The organism is Streptomyces sp. Y20 (assembly GCF_043195475.1).
GTDB lineage: Bacteria > Actinomycetota > Actinomycetes > Streptomycetales > Streptomycetaceae > Streptomyces.
In genome coordinates, this window is the sequence record NZ_JBIDDP010000001.1 from 468605 (window position 1) to 486674 (window position 18070).

Annotated in this window: 16 protein-coding genes; 3 read left to right on the forward strand and 13 right to left on the reverse strand. The window is 72.8% G+C overall.

Features of this window, described 5'->3' with window-relative positions; genetic code table 11:
* Nucleotides 1–28: 28 nt before the first annotated feature.
* Genes ACGFT1_RS02050 through ACGFT1_RS02085 form a run of 8 tightly spaced genes read right to left on the reverse strand, consistent with a single transcriptional unit; the run spans nucleotide 29 to nucleotide 8261 of the window.
* Nucleotides 29–1318 carry a methylaspartate mutase gene (locus ACGFT1_RS02050; protein ID WP_373907082.1) on the reverse strand — a complete coding sequence of 430 codons (1290 nt, stop codon included), beginning with the start codon at nucleotides 1316–1318 and terminating at the stop codon, nucleotides 29–31.
* Nucleotides 1315–1767: a cobalamin B12-binding domain-containing protein gene (locus ACGFT1_RS02055; RefSeq protein ID WP_373907083.1), complete on the reverse strand. Its 453-nt coding sequence runs from the start codon at nucleotides 1765–1767 to the stop codon at nucleotides 1315–1317. The genes ACGFT1_RS02050 and ACGFT1_RS02055 overlap by 4 nt, the downstream gene beginning before the upstream one ends.
* Complete coding sequence (locus ACGFT1_RS02060; protein ID WP_373907084.1) at nucleotides 1767–3005, reverse strand: type III PLP-dependent enzyme; 1239 nt, start codon at nucleotides 3003–3005, stop codon at nucleotides 1767–1769. Before ACGFT1_RS02060 ends, ACGFT1_RS02055 begins: the two co-directional genes overlap by 1 nt.
* Nucleotides 3002–4528, reverse strand: a complete 1527-nt coding sequence (locus tag ACGFT1_RS02065) for an AMP-binding protein (RefSeq protein ID WP_373907085.1) — start codon at nucleotides 4526–4528, stop codon at nucleotides 3002–3004. Before ACGFT1_RS02065 ends, ACGFT1_RS02060 begins: the two co-directional genes overlap by 4 nt.
* Complete coding sequence (locus ACGFT1_RS02070) at nucleotides 4525–6087, reverse strand: amino acid adenylation domain-containing protein (protein WP_373907643.1); 1563 nt, start codon at nucleotides 6085–6087, stop codon at nucleotides 4525–4527. The genes ACGFT1_RS02065 and ACGFT1_RS02070 overlap by 4 nt, the downstream gene beginning before the upstream one ends.
* A gap of 25 nt (nucleotides 6088–6112) precedes the next feature.
* The gene (locus ACGFT1_RS02075) at nucleotides 6113–6364 is read right to left on the reverse strand and encodes a phosphopantetheine-binding protein (protein ID WP_356826191.1); all 252 of its coding nucleotides are present in this window, start codon (nucleotides 6362–6364) and stop codon (nucleotides 6113–6115) included.
* Between the two features lie 26 nt (nucleotides 6365–6390).
* Complete coding sequence (locus ACGFT1_RS02080; RefSeq protein WP_373907086.1) at nucleotides 6391–7326, reverse strand: ACP S-malonyltransferase; 936 nt, start codon at nucleotides 7324–7326, stop codon at nucleotides 6391–6393.
* A gap of 38 nt (nucleotides 7327–7364) precedes the next feature.
* On the reverse strand, nucleotides 7365–8261 hold the full coding sequence (locus ACGFT1_RS02085; protein ID WP_373907087.1) for a proline iminopeptidase-family hydrolase: 897 nt from the start codon (nucleotides 8259–8261) through the stop codon (nucleotides 7365–7367).
* 472 nt (nucleotides 8262–8733) lie between these two features.
* Between ACGFT1_RS02085 and ACGFT1_RS02090 the strand changes: the two genes are divergently transcribed.
* The 3 genes from ACGFT1_RS02090 to ACGFT1_RS02100 are packed head-to-tail and all read left to right on the forward strand — an operon-like array spanning nucleotide 8734 to nucleotide 11476.
* Complete coding sequence (locus ACGFT1_RS02090; protein ID WP_373907088.1) at nucleotides 8734–9966, forward strand: cytochrome P450; 1233 nt, start codon at nucleotides 8734–8736, stop codon at nucleotides 9964–9966.
* A 56-nt stretch (nucleotides 9967–10022) separates the two neighbouring features.
* Nucleotides 10023–11258: a cytochrome P450 gene (locus ACGFT1_RS02095; RefSeq protein WP_373907089.1), complete on the forward strand. Its 1236-nt coding sequence runs from the start codon at nucleotides 10023–10025 to the stop codon at nucleotides 11256–11258.
* Between the two features lie 26 nt (nucleotides 11259–11284).
* Nucleotides 11285–11476: a ferredoxin gene (locus ACGFT1_RS02100; RefSeq protein ID WP_373907090.1), complete on the forward strand. Its 192-nt coding sequence runs from the start codon at nucleotides 11285–11287 to the stop codon at nucleotides 11474–11476.
* Between the two features lie 263 nt (nucleotides 11477–11739).
* Here the strand turns inward: ACGFT1_RS02100 and ACGFT1_RS02105 are convergent, their stop codons facing one another.
* From ACGFT1_RS02105 to ACGFT1_RS02125, 5 genes are all read right to left on the reverse strand, one after another.
* Entirely contained in the window at nucleotides 11740–12495 is a 756-nt protein-coding gene (locus tag ACGFT1_RS02105) for a thioesterase II family protein (RefSeq protein WP_373907091.1), read from the reverse strand.
* Nucleotides 12496–12616: 121 nt separating this feature from the next.
* The gene (locus ACGFT1_RS02110; protein WP_373907092.1) at nucleotides 12617–13261 is read right to left on the reverse strand and encodes a response regulator; all 645 of its coding nucleotides are present in this window, start codon (nucleotides 13259–13261) and stop codon (nucleotides 12617–12619) included.
* Complete coding sequence (locus ACGFT1_RS02115) at nucleotides 13225–14523, reverse strand: sensor histidine kinase (protein ID WP_373907093.1); 1299 nt, start codon at nucleotides 14521–14523, stop codon at nucleotides 13225–13227. The genes ACGFT1_RS02110 and ACGFT1_RS02115 overlap by 37 nt, the downstream gene beginning before the upstream one ends.
* An 86-nt stretch (nucleotides 14524–14609) precedes the next feature.
* The gene (locus ACGFT1_RS02120; RefSeq protein WP_373907094.1) at nucleotides 14610–17120 is read right to left on the reverse strand and encodes an FtsX-like permease family protein; all 2511 of its coding nucleotides are present in this window, start codon (nucleotides 17118–17120) and stop codon (nucleotides 14610–14612) included.
* Nucleotides 17120–17923 (reverse strand): ABC transporter ATP-binding protein, encoded by an 804-nt coding sequence (locus ACGFT1_RS02125; protein ID WP_373907095.1) that lies wholly within the window; start codon nucleotides 17921–17923, stop codon nucleotides 17120–17122. Before ACGFT1_RS02125 ends, ACGFT1_RS02120 begins: the two co-directional genes overlap by 1 nt.
* Between the last annotated feature and the right edge of the window lie 147 nt (nucleotides 17924–18070).

The following is an 18070-nucleotide window of genomic DNA, read 5'->3' on the forward strand; positions in this document are numbered from 1 at the left end:
TAGTGACGGCCCCTCAGAGGCCACACCCTTAAGCACCCCTAGGGGTGGGCGGCCTCGCGGGCCCGGGGTCGTCGGGGTCGTGCCGGTCGAAGGAACGGCGTACATAGGACAAGGAGTCGAGCAGTTCCGCGGAGGTGACGGACCGCGCCGGGCGTACGTCGGCGATGCCGTTCAGCGGCATCTTCCCGATGTCGGCCCAGGCCAGTCGGCCGTCCGCGGTGATATAACTCCGGCTGCGTCCGGCGTTGTCCGGATGCAGACAGTAGGGAACGTCCAGACGTCCCTCGGCGAACGCCGTCAGCAGGGCCGTACCGAGGTCGTCGTCCAGCTCGAGCACCCCGTCGACCAGGGCGGCCGCCTCGGCATAGGTCTGGGTGCCGGTGGCGTCCAGCGGGGCGCGGGAGGTGCGCGCGGCGACCGCCGCCGCGTATTCGAGGGCGGCGGTGTTCTCGGCCACCGTCGGAATGCGGCGGGATTCCGCGACGGTTTTCACGATGAGTCGTTCCGAGCCGCTGGCGACGGCGAGTTCGGCCGCTTTCCCGAGCAGCCGGTAGGCGCCTGGTTCCGTTTCCGGATACAGCCCCATGTAGGCGTAGACGACGACATGCCATTCGGTGTCCGGCAGGAATCGCGCGCACAGGTCGCGCAACGCGGCCACCGCTTCGGCGTCCTGGCGGGGATCGGTCTGCTGCGCGTAGCTCACGGAAATGCTGCGGACGCCGTGCCGGTGGAAGAACAGCGCCTCCAGGACGCTCACGGCGACGAGCAGGCTGGGTGGGCAGAGCTGGCCGAGGACGCAGCCGCCGAAGGTCTCCAGGTGCGGTTCGGCCCCCGACCCGCGCCGTGCGGCGAGCAGTTCGCAGGAGGCGGTCCAGTGGGCGACCGACTCGCGCAGCGGGACCCGGCCGTAGGGCAGGCAGTAGGAGACCGGGCCGCCCTCGGAGGCGTCCAGTCCGACGGCCGTCAGCGCCCGGAAGATGTCCTGCGGCGCGGCCGAGCCGTGCCGGACCTGGACGGGGAAGCCGGGGCCGTGGATGCCGTCGAGCACCTGCCGGGTGACGGCCGGCGCGTGGCTCACGATCGGGTAGCCGTTGAGGGCCACGCCCTCCAGGACGGCGAGTTCGGCCGACTCCAGGTCACCGACCCGGGTGTAGCTGTCCAGGGTGATCGTGCCGACGGTGGTGGCCTTGGCGTTCCGGGTGGCGAGCAGCCCGGCCCGCATCCGTTCCGGGCTGCTCATCCCCATCCGGGGCTGGACCACCAGGTGGCCGGCGTCGTGAGCCCGGCGCACGAACGCGCCGAACCCGACGCCGGTCACACCAGGGCCCGCTGCGGCAGCGTGCCGAGCATCCGCCGGAAGGCGCTGACGCCCTCGGCGCTGTCGTCGAACACCTCGTCGTATCCGGCGGCGCGCAGCGCGGCCACCTCGTCGGCGCCGCAGGGGCCGGCGATGCCGAGCTTGCCGCCGATGACGGCGGGCACCGCGGCGAGGCCGGGGTGTTCGCGCAGCCGGGTGACGGTCCGCATGCCGTCGTGGTAGCCGTGGCCGTTGACGCTGCTGATCACGATCAGGGAGGGGCGGTGGGCGAGGGCCTCGGCGATGAGCAGGTCCTCGGGGACGCAGGGGCCGAGGTTGACCACGCGGTGCCCGTGCTCCTCAAGGAGGAGCTGGAGGTAGACGAGGTTCCAGGTGTGGGAGTCGGAGATCCCGCCGGCCACCAGCACGGGCTGGTCGCCGGGGGCGGGGTGGGCCGGGAAGGGGCTCATCACAGGGCCTGTCCGTGGTCGTAGGTGCGGGTGTGCTCGATGCGGGAGACGGAGACGAGGTCGTCGCCGCGTACGACGATCTCGGCGGGCGCGGGCCTGCCGAGGAACATCAGCAGGCTGGCCGTGGGTCCGTACGCACCGGCGTTGGGGACGGTGAGCAGGTCGCCCGGTGCCAGTGGGGGCAGCGGGACGTTCCGGCCGAGCAGGTCGCCCGGGGTGCACAGCGGTCCGGCGAGGCTCGCGGGGGTGCCGTCCGCGCCGGCGGACTCGTGCGGTTCGACGGACACGGGCAGGATGCGGCCGAGTCCGGACATGCCGCCGAAGGTGTTGATGCCGGCGTCGAGGACGACGTAGCGGTGGTCGCGGCTGTCCTTGACGTTGACGACGGACGTGAGCAGGGTGCCGCTGTCGGCGACCAGGTAGCGGCCGGACTCGCAGGCGATGTGGGGGGCGCCCGCGCGCCAGCCGGGGAAGTGCTCGTCCAGCGTCGCGGCGAGGGCGTCGCGCAGCTCGCCGTAGACGGGGCGCTCGCCCTGCACGGCGTAGGGCGCGGAGAACCCGCCGCCGATGTCGAGGAAGCGGAAGGTGATGCCGAGCGTCTGCTGGAGGGCGGCGGCGGTGGCGATGGTGTGGCGGAACTCGGCGATGAGGCTCGCCTCGTCCTTGGCGTTGCTCAGCGGGAAGAAGTGCAGCCCGGCGATGCGGGTGCCGGGGACGTCGCGCAGGCGGGCGGCGAGGCCGGGCAGGGTCTCGCTGTCGAAGCCGAACTGCGAGGGCACGCCGGTCATGCGGATGCTGGTGGCGGCCGCGCCGGTGGCGTTGTTGACCCGGAGCAGGCAGTCGGCGGTCAGGCCCAGCTCCCGTGCCGTCTCGCCGACGCGGCGGAGGTCGCCGTACGACTCGGTGGAGAACAGGCGGACGCCGCGGGTCAGCGCCTCGGTCAGCTCCCCGGTGGTCTTGCCGGGGCCGGTGTAGAGGATCCGGTCGCCGGGGAAGCCGGCCCGCAGCACGGCGTCGAGTTCGCCGACGGAGCTGATCTCGGCGCGGCAGCCGCGGGTGCCGCCGGTGCGCAGCTCGCGCAGCAGTTCGGGGTGAGGGTTGGCCTTGGCGGCGTAGAACACCTCGACCTCGTCGGGCAGCGCGGCGAACAGGTCGTCGCGAGCCGCGGCCACCCGGTCCAGGTCGTAGACGTAGGACGGGGTGCCGAAGCGCTCGGCGAGTTCGGTGGGGGCGGTCACGGGGTGGGTCCTTCCAGGAGGCGGGCGAGCCGCTTGCGGTCGTGCTTGCCGTGCGGGGTCAGCGGCAGCTCGGCGACGACGCGGCTCACGCCGGGCACCTTGGCGGGCTCCAGCCGCAGCGACAGCTCCTTGAGCAGGGTGTGCGGGTCGATGTCTCCCTCGGCGAACACGGCGAGGTCGCGGCCTTCGGCGGGCGGCAGCACGGCGGCGGCGCGGACGCCGGGCACGTCGGTGGCGGCGGCCTCGATCTCGGTGGTGCTCATGCGCACGCCCTTGTGCTTGAACATGTCGTCGCGGCGGCCCTCGTAGTAGAGGAAGCCGTCCTCGTCCACATGGCCGTAGTCGCCGGTGTGCAGCCGCAGTCCGCCGTCGGGGGCGGGGCGGAAGGCACGGACGGTCAGTTCCGGGGCCCGCCAGTAGCCGGGCATGACGTGCGGTCCCTCGACCACGATCTCGCCGGTCTCCCAGGGCGGCAGCGGCCGGCCGCCGTCGTCCACGACGAAGGCGCGGGTGCCGGGCAGCGGGCGGCCGACCGAGTCGGGTTTGGCGTCCTGGAAGGCGGGCGGCAGCACGGAGACGCGCTTGCACTCGGTCTGCCCGAACTGGATGACCACCTCCGCGCCGGGGAACGCGGTCCGCAGCCCGTCGGCGGTCGGCTTGGGCAGCGCGGCACCGGTGTTGGTGAACATGCGCACCCGGGATTCGCGGGCCGGTTCGCGTTCGGCCAGGGCGCAGATCATGGTGGCCAGGGACGGCACGATGGGGACGACGGTGGCGCCGGTCTCCCGGATGCGGCGCAGCAGCACCAGGTCGGACTCGCCGTCGGCGAGGACGAGTTCGCTGCGGCCGGCGGCGGTGAGCAGCACCTTGTACAGGCCGTAGTCCCAGGAGATCGGGAAGCGGCAGAACACCACGTCGTCGGGCCGGTAGCCGAGTTCCAGGTTGATGGCCTCGGTGGCGAAGACCATGCGGCCGTGCGGGCAGACGACCGCCTTGGGGGCCGCGGTCGAGCCGGAGGTGTAGACGAGGACGGCGTTGTCCTCGGGGCCGACCCGTGCTCCGCCGGAGCGGGCCGCGCGGTCGCGCAGGGCGGTGATGTCCGGCCACGCCTCGCCGAGCCCGAGGACCGGCACGCCGCCGGTGAGGGCGCTGATCCGGTCCACGGCGGTGTCGGTGACGACGGCCAGGGAGGGTTCGGCGTTCTCGACGACCGCCCGCAGGTGGTAGTCCTTCATGCCGGTGTTGACGGGGACCAGGACCGCGCCCCGGCGCGCGGTGCCGTACAGCAGCGCGACCAGTTCGCGGGTGCTGGGCAGCTGGACCAGGACCCGGTCGCCGTGGCCGATGCCACGCGCTTCCAGCCAGGCGTCGACGGCGTGGCTGTGGGCGGCGAGTTCCCGGTACGTCCAGCGGCCCGCGCCGTCGGCGACCGCCGGGGCGTCGGGGCGCTCGGCGGTCGCCTCGTCGAGCAGGTCGTGCACCCGGGCGTCGGTGCGGGCCGGCACTGTCGGTTGACCGTTCACTGCGACTCCTGCCGCCTTTCGTGTGTGCCTCCGGATCCGGCGGACTGCCGCACGGCCGTGGCCTGGGAGGCGAGCTTCCTGCGATCGGTCTTGCGGTTGGAGTTGAGCGGGAGGGCGTCCAGGTGGTGGTAGGCGCGCGGGACGACCGCGGCCGGCAGCAGCCGGCGCAGATGGCGGGCGAACACGGCGGGTGACACGGGCGTGCCGGTGTGGAAGACGGCCAGTTCCACGGTGCCGTCCACGGGTACCGCCACCGTCACGGCGTCCTCGACGCCGGGGCAGGTGCGTGCGGCGGCGTCCACCTCGGCCAGCTCCACCCGGATCCCGTGCACCTGGACCTGCGCGTCCTGCCGGCCCAGGTAGAGCCAGCCGCCGTCATCGGCGCGGCGGACGCGGTCGCCGGTGCGGTAGAAGCGCCGGCCGTCCCGCTGGAGGAACCGTCCCCTGTCGTCGGCCGGGTCCAGATAGCCGGGGGTCAACTGCGGTCCGGCGATGCACAGTTCGCCCTCGTCGCCGGCGGTGGGCGTGCCGGCGGGGTCGAGCAGCAGCGTCTCGTGGCCCGGGTGGACGGCGCCGATGGGCACCATGCCGTTCAGGTGCCGTCCCGGTGTCCAGCGGTGCGCGGTGACGGTGATGGTCAGCTCGGTCGGGCCGTACAGGTTCTCCAGTGCGGCGCCGGGCGCGGCGGCGGCCCAGTCCTCGGCGTCCTTGCAGCTGAGCGCCTCCCCCGCGAAGAAGCTCCAGCGCAGCGAACCCAGGGCGCCCGGCGCGAGCCCGCCGGTGCGGCGCACCAGGGTGATCGCACTGGGCGTGGAGAACCACACCGTCACCCCCTGTTCGGCCAGGAACTCCGGCAGGCGCGCGTAGGCCCGGGCCGGTACGGGGACGACGGTGGCGCCGGCGCCCCAGGCGCAGAACAGGTCGAACATCGCGCAGTCGAAGTTGAGGTCGAAGGTCTGCGAGAAGACGTCGTGCGGGCCGAAGTCGTAGCGCCGGTCGAGCAGCCGGAAGTAGTGGGCGGTGTTGGCGTGGGTGACGGGCACGCCCTTGGGCCGGCCGGTGGAGCCGGAGGTGAACAGGACGTAGGCGGTGTCGGAGGGCCGGGCGGGCATGGGGGCCTTCAGGGCGCTGTCCGGGTCGACGGCGAGCGCCGGCATCGGCTGCCCGCCGGGTGCGAAAAGGGTCGGCAGGGTGACACCGGCCTCGTGCAGGGCGGTCAGGGCGGGCAGCGCGTCGTCGTCCGCGAGCAGCGCGCCGACCCCGGCGGCCTCGATCATCTGCCGGGTACGGGCGGCGGGGAAGGCGGGCTGGAGCGGTACGACGGTGACGCCGCTGTACAGGCCGGCCAGCAGGGTGGCGTACGCCGTGGGTCCCTTGCTCGCCAGTACGCCCACCGCGGGCGGCGGCTCGGGGAGCTGGGCGAGCAGCGAGCCGGCCCGGACCAGGGCGCTTTCGTGCAGGTCGCGGTAGGTGAGGTCGACGCCGTCGGCGCGCAGCGCGGGCCGGTCCGGGGCGACGGCCAGGCCGCGCGCGAACCGGCCGGACAGCGTGCCGTCCATGGTGGGGTCCACGGTGGCCGCCCCGTCAGCTCGCGGTGCTCTGGAGCATGCCCCGCACGGTGTCCCACAGCACGCCCGCGGTGCGGAAGGTGTCCATGGTGAGCGCGCTGTCGCGGAAGCGGACCTGGTAGTCCTCCTCGAGGGTGCCGAGGAGCTGGACCATGCCGAGCGAGTCCAGGCCGAGGTCCTTCAGGTCAGACTCCGGGGCCAGTTCCTCCTGCGGCGGGAGGAAGGGCAGGAAGGGGCGGAGTATCTGTTCGAACCGGTCGTCCCACATGGGGGCCTCCATCGAGTCGGGCGGGGTCAGGCGGCGCGGGTGGGGCGCCGGGGGGTCATCGCCAGCCGCGGCTGCGCGGCGACGACGTCGAAGCGGCGGGTGGTGCCGGGCACCCGGCCGAAGAGGCTGTCGGGCCCGGCGACGCACAGACGGCGCACGCCGGCCTCCTTCAGGGCCGTGGTGACGCTCGGCCAGTTCATCGGATGGTCGAAGCCGTCGAGCAGCATGGTGCGCAGTTCCTCGCCGGTGTGCAGCAGCCGGCCGTCCTGGTCGGCGACGACGGGCAGCTCGGGGTCGGCGAAGGAGTAGCGGGACACCACCTCGCGGGCGGCCTTGTCGCGCAGCGACCGGAACGCCGAGGCGTGCATGGGGGGCCGCATGGTGTAGAGCGGGAGGCTGCCGATGGCGCGCAGCCGCTCCTCCATCCAGGCCACGCGGTGCTCGGACAGGGAGACCATGTAGAAGCCGTCGTCGATGTGGCAGGAGATCTCGTGCCACTCCCCCGCCTCGTCCAGCTCGGCGAGGACCGCGTCGAGCTCGTCGCGCGGGGCGCGGACGAAGGACAGGGTCACGATGTCCCGGTGCTCCGTGGCGAAGTACTCCTCCAGGCAGCGGGCGATCTCCGCGGTCAGCCGGACGGCGTCGGGCAGTTCCAGGGCGCCGGTGTAGGCGAGGGCGGCCTTCTCGCCGAAGCTGGGTCCGGCGACGATGTCCGGTTCCACCCCGAGGTGGTCCCGGGCCCAGTGGGCGCAGGCCAGGCAGTTGACGAAGAAGGCGACCTGGGCGGCCTCCGAGTAGTCGCCCGGGGAGGTCCGGAAGGCGTCCACGAGGGAGTAGCCGAGGGCGTCGTCGGCGACGGCGACCAGCTCCCGGGCGATGGGGTTGGCCACCATGAACCTGCCCACCTCGGCGAACGGAACGGGCCCCATGCCGGGAAAGACCAGCGCGGTGTCGTGTGCCATGGCGGGATCCCCGCCCCCTTTCACGAGGCTCCGGAGCGTCACAGGCTCTTGAGGAAGTCGGTCATCACCGCGAGGAACCGCTCCGGTTCCTCCAGGTGCGGAAGGTGGCTGGACTCCTCGAAGACCTCCCAGCGCGCTCCGGGGATCTCGTCGTGGTAGGGCTGGACGACGACCGGGGTGGCCTCGTCGTGGCGGCCGCTGATCAGCAGGGTGGGAGTGCGGATCCGGTGCAGGTCTGCGACGATCGACCAGTCCTTCAGGGAGCCGATGACATGGAACTCGTTGGGTCCGTTCATGGCGTAGTAGACGGTCGGATCGTTGTAGATCTCCATGAAGGAGGACAGGAAGTCCCGGGGCCAGGGCGTCAGGCGGCACACATGGCGGTCGTAGAAGACCCGCATCGCCGCCAGGTACTCCTCGCTGTCGTACGTACCGGCCGCCTCGTGCCGCAGCAGGGTCTCCTCCACCTCCGGCGGCAGTTCACGGCGCAGCCGGGCCATCTCCTTCAGCCACATCGGGTACGAGGCGGGCGCGTTGGCGATCACCAGTCCGCGCAGGCCGGGCGGGGTACTCATGGCGTGCCGGGCGCACAGGGGGCCGCCCCAGGACTGGCCGAACAGCACGTAGTCGTCGGCGATCCCCAATCGCTGTACGAGGTTGGCCAGTTCGTCCTCGAACAGCTCGACCGTCCAGAACTCGGCTCCCATGCCGGGCAGATGGGTGGAGCCGCCGTTGCCGAGCTGGTCGTAGTGGACGACGGGCCAGCCGTCGTCGGCGAGGCGGGCGAGCGGCAGCAGGTAGTCATGGGTGCTGCCGGGCCCGCCGTGCACGGCGACGACCGCCGGCCGTCCCGCGCCGAGCTCACCGGTCACCCGGTACCAGGTCCGGTACTCCCCGAAGGGGACGGTGCCCTTCGCGCTGGCTTCCGGGGACACGCTGATCACCTCTGCTCGCTGCGGGACGTGGCGGCGGCCGGGACCAGGACACCGGCCGGGACCGGGAGAGCCGGGGCGATCGCTGTCTCTGCCGTGGTCCGCAGCCGACGCTAACGGCCCCCGCGCCGCCACCGGACCCCTAACCGCCCCTAGGCGACGCCCGGCGAACCGGGGGACTCCCAGGGGTTGCGTTCCCCCACCGGCGCGGGCCGGCACCAGCATGCCCCGGCGGCACCGGCCGTACCCGGTCTGCCAGGGGTCTGGTTCGGGCCGGGCCGGGCCCGCGGGCCCTGGCACCGCGCCGTGATCCGGCTCGATCGGAACGAAGGACCCTAGGGGCGGCTAGGGGTTGGGGTCCGTCGGCGTGGCTGCCTAGCGTGCCAGGGACGGCCGACGGCGCCGCACCGGCGCCCAGGCGCGGACCCGCTCCGATGCCGGCGCGTCCCGTTCCCTCCCGTGCGAAGAGGACCTGATGACTGCACCTGCCGAACCGGCCGACGAGGCCGCGCTGCCCGAGTTCCCGATGCGGCGGGCCTGCCCCTTCAGCCCGCCGGCCGCCTACGCCGAGCTGCGCGAGACCGCACCGGTCTCCCGGGCGCGGCTGAAGGTCGACGGCAAGCCCGCGTGGCTGGTCACCCGGCACGACCTGTACAAGAAGGTGCTGGGGGACGCGCGGGTCAGCGCGAACCTGAAGCTGCCCGGGTATCCCCTCCAGGTGCCGGTGCCGCAGGAGGTGCTCCAGTCGGTGCCGCTGACCTTCCTCTCCATGGACCCCCCGGACCACACGGTGCAGCGCCGCATGCTGGCCCCGGAGTTCAGCGTCCGGCGGATGCGCGAGCTGCGCGACCGGGTGCAGCAGATCGTGGACCAGCAGATCGACCAGATGCTCGCCAAGGGCGCGGACGGTCCGGTCGACCTGGTCACCGCCCTCGCCCTGCCGGTGCCCTCGCTGGTGATCTGCGAACTGCTCGGCGTGCCATACGAGGACCACGGCCGGTTCGAGGAGTGGGCGTGGGCCATCATGAACCACGACATCAGCGAGGAGGACCGGGGCCGCGCCCACTACGAGCTGGACCGGTACGTGGACGGGCTGGTCACCGCCAAGGAGAGCGAGCCCGGCGACGACATGATCAGCCGGCTGATCGAGTTCAACCGGCGGACACCGGCGGTGGAGCACTCCGACATCGTCAGCATGTCCAAGCTGATGCTGGTCACCGGGCACGAGACGACCGCCAACATGATCGCGCTGGGTGTGCTGGCCCTGCTGGAGCACCCCGAGCAGCTCGCCGCCGTCCGCGCGGAGCCGGAGCTGATGCCCAAGGCGGTGGAGGAGCTGCTGCGCTTCTTCTCCATCTCCGACGCGGGCACCGCCCGGGTCGCCCTGGAGGACATCGAGCTGGGCGGGGTCACCATTCGCGCCGGTGAGGGCATCCTGCCGCTGAACAACGCGGCCGACCACGACGAACGCGTCTTCCCCGACCCCGACCGCCTGGACCTGCGGCGCGAGGCCCGCAGCCACGTGGCGTTCGGCTACGGCGTCCACCAGTGCATCGGCCAGAACCTGGCGCGCATGGAGCTGGACGTCGTCTACACGACGCTGTTGCGGCGGGTGCCGACGCTGCGCCTGGCCGCCCCGGTGAAGGAGCTGCGCTTCAAGGACGACGCGATCGTCTACGGCCTGTACGAGCTGCCCGTCACCTGGTGACACCGCACCGTTCCTGTCCCCCCCGTTCCGGCACCGACTCCGTCCGAAAGGCAGCCATGTCCCAGTCAGCCGACGCCGCACCCGAGACGGAGCCGCCGCTCCCGCGGTTCCCGATGCGGCGCACCTGCCCGTTCAGCGAGCCGCGCGAGTACGCCGAGATGCGCGCGGACAACCCGGTCTCGCGCGCCGCCCTGAAGGTGAACGGCAAGCCGGCCTGGCTGGTCACCCGGCACGATCACGTCCGGCAGGTGCTGGGTGACAGCCGGGTGAGCTCCAATCTGAAACTGCCGGGCTATCCGCACCAGTTCCACATCCCCGAGGAGATGCTGGCGCAGGTCCGGCTGATGATGCTGAACCTGGACCCGCCGGAGCACACCGCGCAACGCCGGATGCTGATACCGGAGTTCACCGCCCGCCGGGTGCGGGAGATGCGCCCGCGGATCCAGCAGATCGTGGACGAGCACGTCGACGCGATGCTGGCGGCGGGCGGCCCGGCGGACCTGGTCACCGCCCTCGCGCTGCCGGTGCCCTCGCTGGTGATCTGCGAACTGCTCGGCGTGCCCTACGAGGACCACGCCCGGTTCGAGGAGTGGTCGGCGGCGATGATGAACCACGAGCTGAGCCCGGCGGAGTACGGGGCGGCCGTGCAGGCCCTGGACGCCTACCTCGACAAGCTCGTCACCCTGAAGGAGAACGAGCCGGGCGACGACCTCATCAGCCGCTTCCTGGAGAAGAACCGCACCGAGCGGATCGCCGACCACACCGACGTGGTGACGATGGCGCGGCTGATGCTGGTCGGGGGCCACGAGACGACGGCCAACATGATCGCCCTCGGGGTGCTGGCCCTGCTGCGGCACCCGGAGCAGATGGCGGCGCTGCGGGCCGACCCCGGCCTGCTTCCCAACGCCGTCGAGGAGTTGCTGCGGGTCTTCTCCATCTCCGACTCCGGCACGGCCCGGGTCGCGGCGGAGGACATCGAGGTCGGTGACATCACCATCCGCGCCGGCGAGGGCATCCTCGCACTGAACAACGCGGCGAACCACGACGAGTCCGTCTTCCCCGACCCGGACACCCTGGACATCCGCCGCAAGGAGGCCCGCGGCCACCTGGCGTTCGGCTACGGCGTCCACCAGTGCATCGGCGCCAACCTCGCCCGGGTGGAACTGGAGGCCGTCTACGGCACGCTGGTGCGCCGCGTCCCCGGCCTGCGGCTGGCCGCCGAGCCGGACGAGCTGCGGTTCAAGGACGACGCCATGGTCTACGGCGTCTACGAACTCCCCGTCACCTGGTGACGGCCGACCCGAACGGACTCCCCCTCATGCGTGTCACCACCGAACGCGCCCGGTGCGTGGGCTCCGGCCAGTGCGTGCTCCTCAGCCCCGAGGTGTTCGACCAGGACGACGACGGCCTGGTGACGGTCCTGCGGGAGGAGCCGGCCGAGGAACTGCGCGAGCAGGTCCTCGAAGCCGCCGAACTGTGCCCGTCGCGCACCATCCGCGTGCACGGCTGACACCGCGGCGAACGCGACGGCGACGGGAGCGTGCCGCGCTCTTCCGTCGCCGCGGGGCCGGCGGGGAGCGGGCCGGGATCGGGCCGGGAACCGCGCCGGCTCCGGGAAGCGCCGGAGCCCCTTTCGGGCGACGCCCGCAACGGGCGCCGGCGCCGCTTCCGCCTCCTTGCCGATCCCGGGGTGCGGCCGGCCCCCGGACCGCGCGAACGCGGCGCCGTCTCCGGCCCGACGCCGCTACCGCGCCCGGTCCCCGAGGACCTGCCTCACGACCGCGCCGCCTTCTCCGCCAGCAGGCCGAGCACCTGCCGCTGATGGGACGTGAGGTAGAAGTGGCCGCCCCGGAACACATGGAACTCGAACGACGCGTCCGTGTGGCGTGACCAGGCGCGTGCCTCGTCCACCGTGACCTTGGGGTCGTCGTCGCCGACCAGGGCGACGACGGGGCACCGCAGGTTCGGCCCCGGCTCGTAGACGTAGGTCTCCGCGGCGCGGTAGTCGGCGCGGATCGCGGGCAGGGCCATGCGGATCAGTTCGACGTCGTCGAGGATCGCCGAGTCCGTCCCGCTCAGCCGCCGCATCTCCTCGACGAGTCCGTCGTCGTCGCGCAGATGGACGGATTCGCTGTGCGGGCAGGAGGGGGCGCGGCGGGCGGAGGCGAACAGCGCGTGCGGAACGACGCCGTGGTCGCGTTCCAGCCGGCGAGCCACCTCGAAGCCGAGCGTCGCCCCCATGCTGTGCCCGAAGAGGAGCAGCGGGCGGTCCGTCCACGGCAGCAGTACGGACGTGACGTGGTCGGCCAGCTCCTGGATGCTTCCGGCACACGGCTCGGTGCGGCGGTCCTGGCGGCCCGGATACTGCACGGCGAGCACGTCCACGGACGCCGGCATGCTCGCCGAGACCGGGTGGTAGAAGGTCGCCGAGCCGCCCGCGTGGGGCAGGCACACCAGCCTGACCGCCGCGTCGGGGCGGGGATGGTAGCGGCGTATCCAGAGGCGGTCGTGCTCCGTGAGCGTGGTCATGGGGCGGGCGTATCCCTTCCTGGCGGTGGCCGCGCGGCGCGGGGACGCGCCGGGCCCCAGCAGTCTCACGCGCGCGGGGCACGGCCGGCCACCCCTAGCCGCCCCAACGGCGATGCGGCTCTCAGGCGTTGAGGTAGGCGAGCACCGCGAGCACCCGGCGATTGCTGTCGCTCGACGGCGGCAGCGTCAGCTTGGTGAAGATGTTGGAGATGTGCTTCGCCGCCGCGCCCTCGGTGACGGTCAGCCGCTGGGCGATCGCCGTGTTGGAGCAGCCCTCGGCCATGAGTTCCAGCACCTCCCGTTCCCGCGCGGTGAGCGCGGCCAGTGGCTGGTCCCGGGAGTGACTGGTCATCAGCTGGGCCACCACGGCGGGGTCCATGGCCGTACCGCCGGCCGCGACCCGGCGTACGGCGTCGATGAACTGCTCGTCGTCCAGGACGCTGTCCTTCAGCAGATAGCCGATGCCTCCGGTGCCGTCCGCCAGCAGCTCGCGGGCGTACATCTGCTCGACGTGCTGGGAGAGGACGAGGATCGGCAGGCCCGGCTGCTCCCGGCGGGCCCGCAGGGCGGCCTGGAGGCCCTCGGTGGTGAAGGTGGGCGGCAGCCGTACGTCGACGATGGCCACGTCGGGCCGGTGCTCGGCGAGCGCCGCGGCGAGGTCGGTGCCGTTGTCGACCGCCGCGGCCACCTCGCATCCGTACGCCTCCAGCAGTTGGATGATCCCCTGCCTCAGGAGGAAGAGGTCTTCGGCGAGGACAACGCGCACGGCAGCTCCATCTTGATCACGGTCGGACCGCCCGGAGGGCTGTTGATCTCCAGGATCCCGTCAAAGGATGCCAGCCGCCGCCGGATGCCCGCGAGGCCGCTCCCGGCCGACGCGTCGGCGCCGCCGCGGCCGTCGTCGGTGACGCGGGCGTGCAGGATGTCGTCCTCGCGCCAGGCGACGATCTCCACGCCCCGCGCGTCGGCGTGCTTCAGGGCGTTGGTGAGCAGCTCCGAGACCGCGAAGTAGACGGCGGACTCGACCGGGTCGGGCAGCCGGCCGGGAAGGTCCACCACCGCGGTGACGTCGAGCGGGCTGGCCAGGCCCAGCGCGCGCAGGGCGTCGGCCAGGCCGCGTTCGGCGAGGACCGGCGGATGGATGCCGTGGACCAGGTCGCGCAGTTCGCGCAGGGCCTGCACGGACGAGGTGCGCGCCTGCCGCAGCAGCAGGCGGGCCTCCTCGGGATCCTGGTTCATCTTACGGTCCACGGCGCCGAGTTGCAGGCCCAGGCTGACCAGCCGGGCCTGTGCGCCGTCGTGCAGGTCGCGTTCGATGCGGCGCAGTTCGGCGGCCTGGATGTCGAGGGCCCCGGAACGGGTCTCGGACAGGTGCTGGACCCGCACGGCGAGCCGGGAGCCGCGGGTCGGGCCGAGCAGGAACCGGACGAAGTAGGCGTACCCCTTGAGCACCGGCGGGCCGAGGAACAGCCAGCCGGTGAGCACGACGAGCGCCAGCAGGCCGGCGGCGAAGGCGGCCGGCCAGCTGTCGACGGTGACGGAGGCGTACCAGCGGCCCTGCCCGTCGTGCGCGAGGGGCCGCCACAGGCCGCAGGCCAGGAACAGCCCCTCCCCCGCGTAGTAGAGCAGGGCGGCCGGCACGAAACCGGCGAGTCCGACGACGCAGTTGAGCAGGAGCCACAGCAGGTCCCGCCACGTCGCGGGGTCGGCGAGGATCCACTTGCAGCGGCGCATCCAGCCGACGATGTCCTTCTCGATCTCCTCGGGTTCGGGCCGGTAGGGCCGCTCCACCGGGACGCCGGAGCGTGCGGCCGCCCGCCGGTTGAGGTCGCACAGCCGGCGCACGGCCCTGGTCAGGTAGGGCAGTGCGAGAAAGCCGATGCCGATCAGGCACAGGACGATGAAGTAGGTGGTGGTGACGAAGAGGACGATCGACAGCAGGGCCCCGGTGGCGACGGCCACGCCGACCAGGGTGTCCAGGGCGGCGCGGCCGAGTCGGCCGCGCCACGTGACCGGCACAGTCTTCATGTCCTCATGCTCCCATCCCCGGCCGCCGGTCGGGGAGGGGCCGCCCCCGCTCGGGGGTAGCGGGGACGGCCCGGCCAGGGGGTGGGTCACGCTGCCTTCACCGTGTCCACGGCGGGGTTGCGCATACCGCGCCAGGACGGCAGCAGGGTGGCGCCGAAGACCAGCAGCACGGACCCGCCGACGATGGCGAGGTAGATGCCGATGGACCCGGACGGCAGATAGGAGTCGCTCTTGACGAGGCTGTAGGGGACGATCGTCATCGCGGAGGCGAGGGTGCCGAGGACGGTGGCGACGACGCCGATCAGCACGCCCTCGACGGTCAGCATGCCGATCACCTGGGCGCGGGTGGCGCCGGTGAGCCGCTGAAGGCCGAACTCGGCGCGCCGTTTGCGGGTGACGGACACCAGGGTGTTGACGACGGTGATCGCGGCGTACCCGACGATCATGGCGACGATCGTGTAGTTCGCGGACACCAGGATCTGCTGGATCTGGTTGTTCCGGCCGGCCAGGGAGGAGCTGTCGTCCAGTTCGGTGCCGGGCACCCGGGCGGCCAGCGCGGCGAGACGGCCGTGGACCCCGGCGCCGCCTGCGCGCGCCGTGCGGACCAGGATCTGGTGCGGCAGCCCGTCACCGGTGTGCGGGGCCAGGGCCGCCGCGGGCAGCGTCAGGTACTGCTGCTTGGGGTTGTCGGTGTAGAGGGCCACGACGACGGGGCGTACGGCCGTGCCGTCGCCGAGGTGCATCGGCAGCCGGTCGCCGACCCGCACGCCGTACGCGCGGGCCTTCTTGGCGGACAGGGCCACCGTGTCGCCGTGCAGGCCGCCGAGCGAGCCGGCGACGACGGGGAGGTCCAGGCTCTGGCGTACCCCGTCGGCGGAGACGCCGCGCAGGTCGACGTCGGCCGGGCCGTCCGGGCGGTCCACGAAGCCGCGGCTGGTGACGAACTCGGAGGCCGCGGCCACCCCGGGCGTGGCGCGGACCGTGTCGACGACGCCGGGCGCGAATCCGCCGGTCGTGGAGTCGAGGACGTAGTCGGCGAGGATATTGCGGTCGTAGGAGGTCCGGGAGACGTGGTCCTCGGTGGACTGCATGTACAGGGTGCCCGTGGCGATGCCGATGAGCAGGACGATCGGCGCGACGGCGCCCGCCATGCGGACGTTGGCGGTGGCGGCGTTGCGCAGCGCGAGGTGGCCGGAGAGCCCGGACAGCAGCCGGACGGGCAGCCGGAGCAGTGTCACCAGGGCCTTGGTCAGGCCGGGGGCGAGCAGGGTGAGGCCGATGCCGAACAGCACGGAGGCGGGTCCGGCGGTGCTGGCGAGGGTGGGGCCGTCCTCCATCACGGTGGCGGTGGCGACGGCCAGGCCGATGCCGTTGGCGAGGAAGAACAGCGCGAGCAGCAGCCGGGGCACGCTGAACCAGCGCGTGCCGGCGGTGGCTTCGGCCAGGGCGGCGACCGGTTCGGTGCGGGCGGCCCGGCGTCCGGCGAACCGGGTGGCGCCGGCCGCCGCGAGGACGGTGACGGCCGCTCCGACCGCCATCGGCATCCAGCCGGCGTGGTAGACGATCGCCGGCGACACCACGCCGCTGCCGGTCAGCACCCCGAACAGCAGCCGCCCGACGGCGTATCCGGGCAACAGGGCGAGCAGTACGGATCCCACCGACAGCACGGCCGTCTCGGTGAGGATCATCCGGCGCAGCTGCTTCGGGGTGGATCCCACGGCTCGCAGCAGGGCCATCTCGCGGGCGCGCTGCTGGAGGGAGAGGCCGAGGGTGGAGGCGACGCCGAACATCACGATCAGGACGACCGACGAGCCGAAGACCGCCGCGAGGATGACGACGGTGCGCCGGCTGGAGAGGGTGCCGGGCAGCTCGGCCAGCCCCCGGCGCTCGCCGGTGAGCACCTCGGCGCGGTCACCGACGGTGGCCCGCACCGCGTCCGCGACGGCGGTGACACTCGTGCCCGGTGCGGGCAGCACGCCGATGGAGTCGATCCGGCCGCCCCCGAGGACGCGTGCCTCGTGGTCGGTGAAGAACACGGCCGCGTCGGGGTTGTGGTCGCCGCGCTGCTCGGCGATGCCGCTGATCCGGAACCGCCGGGAGGTGCCCCGGACGACGATGTCGACCGAGGACCCCGGGCGGGCGCCGGCCCGCCGGGCGAGTCCGGCATCGAGAACGGCCTCGCCGCCGGCGACGGGGGTTTTACCGGCGGCGAGGGTATAGGGGGTGAGCCGGGCGCTCGCCCAGCCGTGGCCGTACGAGGCGGACTCGCCGGTCACCGGCCTGCCGTCCTTGAGGACGGTGGCCGGGAACGACACGTCGGCGACGGCCGTGCGCACACCGTCGGTCCTGGCCACCTCGGCGGCCAGGCCGGCGTCGATGCGGTGCCGCTCCGTCAGTGCGCTGGAGTCGTAGGTCTGTTCACCGGTGACGACGACCGGGGCGCCGCCCAGGCGCTGCGGGTCGGCCGCCATGCGGACGCCCGTCTCCATCAGGCCGCCGCAGCCGATGACGATGGCGGCGCCGAGGAACATGGCGAGGAAGGTCGCGACGAAGCTCGTCCTGCGGAACTTCAGGGTACGCAGTGCCAGGCGCCACATCAGTATCGTCCCCCCGAGTGCTGCGGCGCGCTGTGGCGGTGGGCGTCGTCCTCCCAGGCGCCGAGCCTGGTCATGCGGGCGGCGACCGCGTCGGCCGTCGGCCGGAGCAGTTCGCCGGCGAAGGTGCCGTCGGCGAGGAAGACCACGCGGTCGGCATGGGAGGCGGCGACCGGGTCGTGGGTGACCATGACCAGCGTCTGGCGGGCGGTGTCCACGGACTCGCGCAGCAGGCCGAGCACGGAGGCGGCGGTGCGGGTGTCCAGGGCGCCGGTGGGCTCGTCGGCGAAGACCACGGCGGGGCGGGTCACCAGGGCGCGGGCGATGGCGACGCGCTGCTGCTGGCCGCCGGAGAGCTCGGACGGCAGGTGGCCGAGCCGGTCGCCCAGGCCCACGCGCTGGACGACGGTGCGGATCAGGCTCTTGTCGGGGCGCTGTCCGGCCAGCTGCAGCGGCAGGGTGATGTTCTGCATGACGGTCAGCGCGGGCAGCAGGTTGAAGGACTGGAAGATGAAACCGATCCGGTCGCGGCGCAGCTTGGTGAGCTGGGTGTCGTCCAGGCCGGCGAGGTCGGTGCCGCCGACGGTGACCGTGCCGGAGGTGGGCTGGACCAGTCCGGCGGCGCAGTGCAGGAAGGTGCTCTTGCCGGATCCGGACGGGCCCATCACCGCGGTGAAGGTGCCGTCGGCGAAGCTCACGCTGAGCCCGCGGAGCGCGGCGACCTGGCTGTCTCCTCGCCCGTAGGTCTTCGACACGGCGTCCAGCCGTACCGCCTCCGTACGACGGAGGTCCTGTGAAGTGTGCACTCGGGGCTCCCCTAAGAGATGACGCGCCTCTCACGCGGTGTCTGCGGACCACATTAGGAACGTCGCGGCTGCGGCACATTGGCATTGACCGGCCGGTTCGAGGTAGAGGTTTCTCTACCTCTGCGGGCCAGGTTTCGGCAGGTTTCC

Excerpts from the sequence above, each read along its gene's own strand:
- ACGFT1_RS02055 (WP_373907083.1), bottom strand. The coding sequence starts at position 1,767 with ATGAGCCCCTTCCCGGCCCACCCCGCCCCCGGCGACCAGCCCGTGCTG.
- ACGFT1_RS02070 (WP_373907643.1), bottom strand. The coding sequence starts at position 6,087 with ATGGACGGCACGCTGTCCGGCCGGTTCGCGCGCGGCCTGGCCGTCGCC.
- ACGFT1_RS02075 (WP_356826191.1), bottom strand. The coding sequence starts at position 6,364 with ATGTGGGACGACCGGTTCGAACAGATACTCCGCCCCTTCCTGCCCTTC.
- ACGFT1_RS02080 (WP_373907086.1), bottom strand. The coding sequence starts at position 7,326 with ATGGCACACGACACCGCGCTGGTCTTTCCCGGCATGGGGCCCGTTCCG.
- ACGFT1_RS02090 (WP_373907088.1), top strand. The coding sequence starts at position 8,734 with ATGACTGCACCTGCCGAACCGGCCGACGAGGCCGCGCTGCCCGAGTTC.
- ACGFT1_RS02095 (WP_373907089.1), top strand. The coding sequence starts at position 10,023 with ATGTCCCAGTCAGCCGACGCCGCACCCGAGACGGAGCCGCCGCTCCCG.
- ACGFT1_RS02100 (WP_373907090.1), top strand. The coding sequence starts at position 11,285 with ATGCGTGTCACCACCGAACGCGCCCGGTGCGTGGGCTCCGGCCAGTGC.
- ACGFT1_RS02105 (WP_373907091.1), bottom strand. The coding sequence starts at position 12,495 with ATGACCACGCTCACGGAGCACGACCGCCTCTGGATACGCCGCTACCAT.
- ACGFT1_RS02115 (WP_373907093.1), bottom strand. The coding sequence starts at position 14,523 with ATGAAGACTGTGCCGGTCACGTGGCGCGGCCGACTCGGCCGCGCCGCC.
- ACGFT1_RS02120 (WP_373907094.1), bottom strand. The coding sequence starts at position 17,120 with ATGTGGCGCCTGGCACTGCGTACCCTGAAGTTCCGCAGGACGAGCTTC.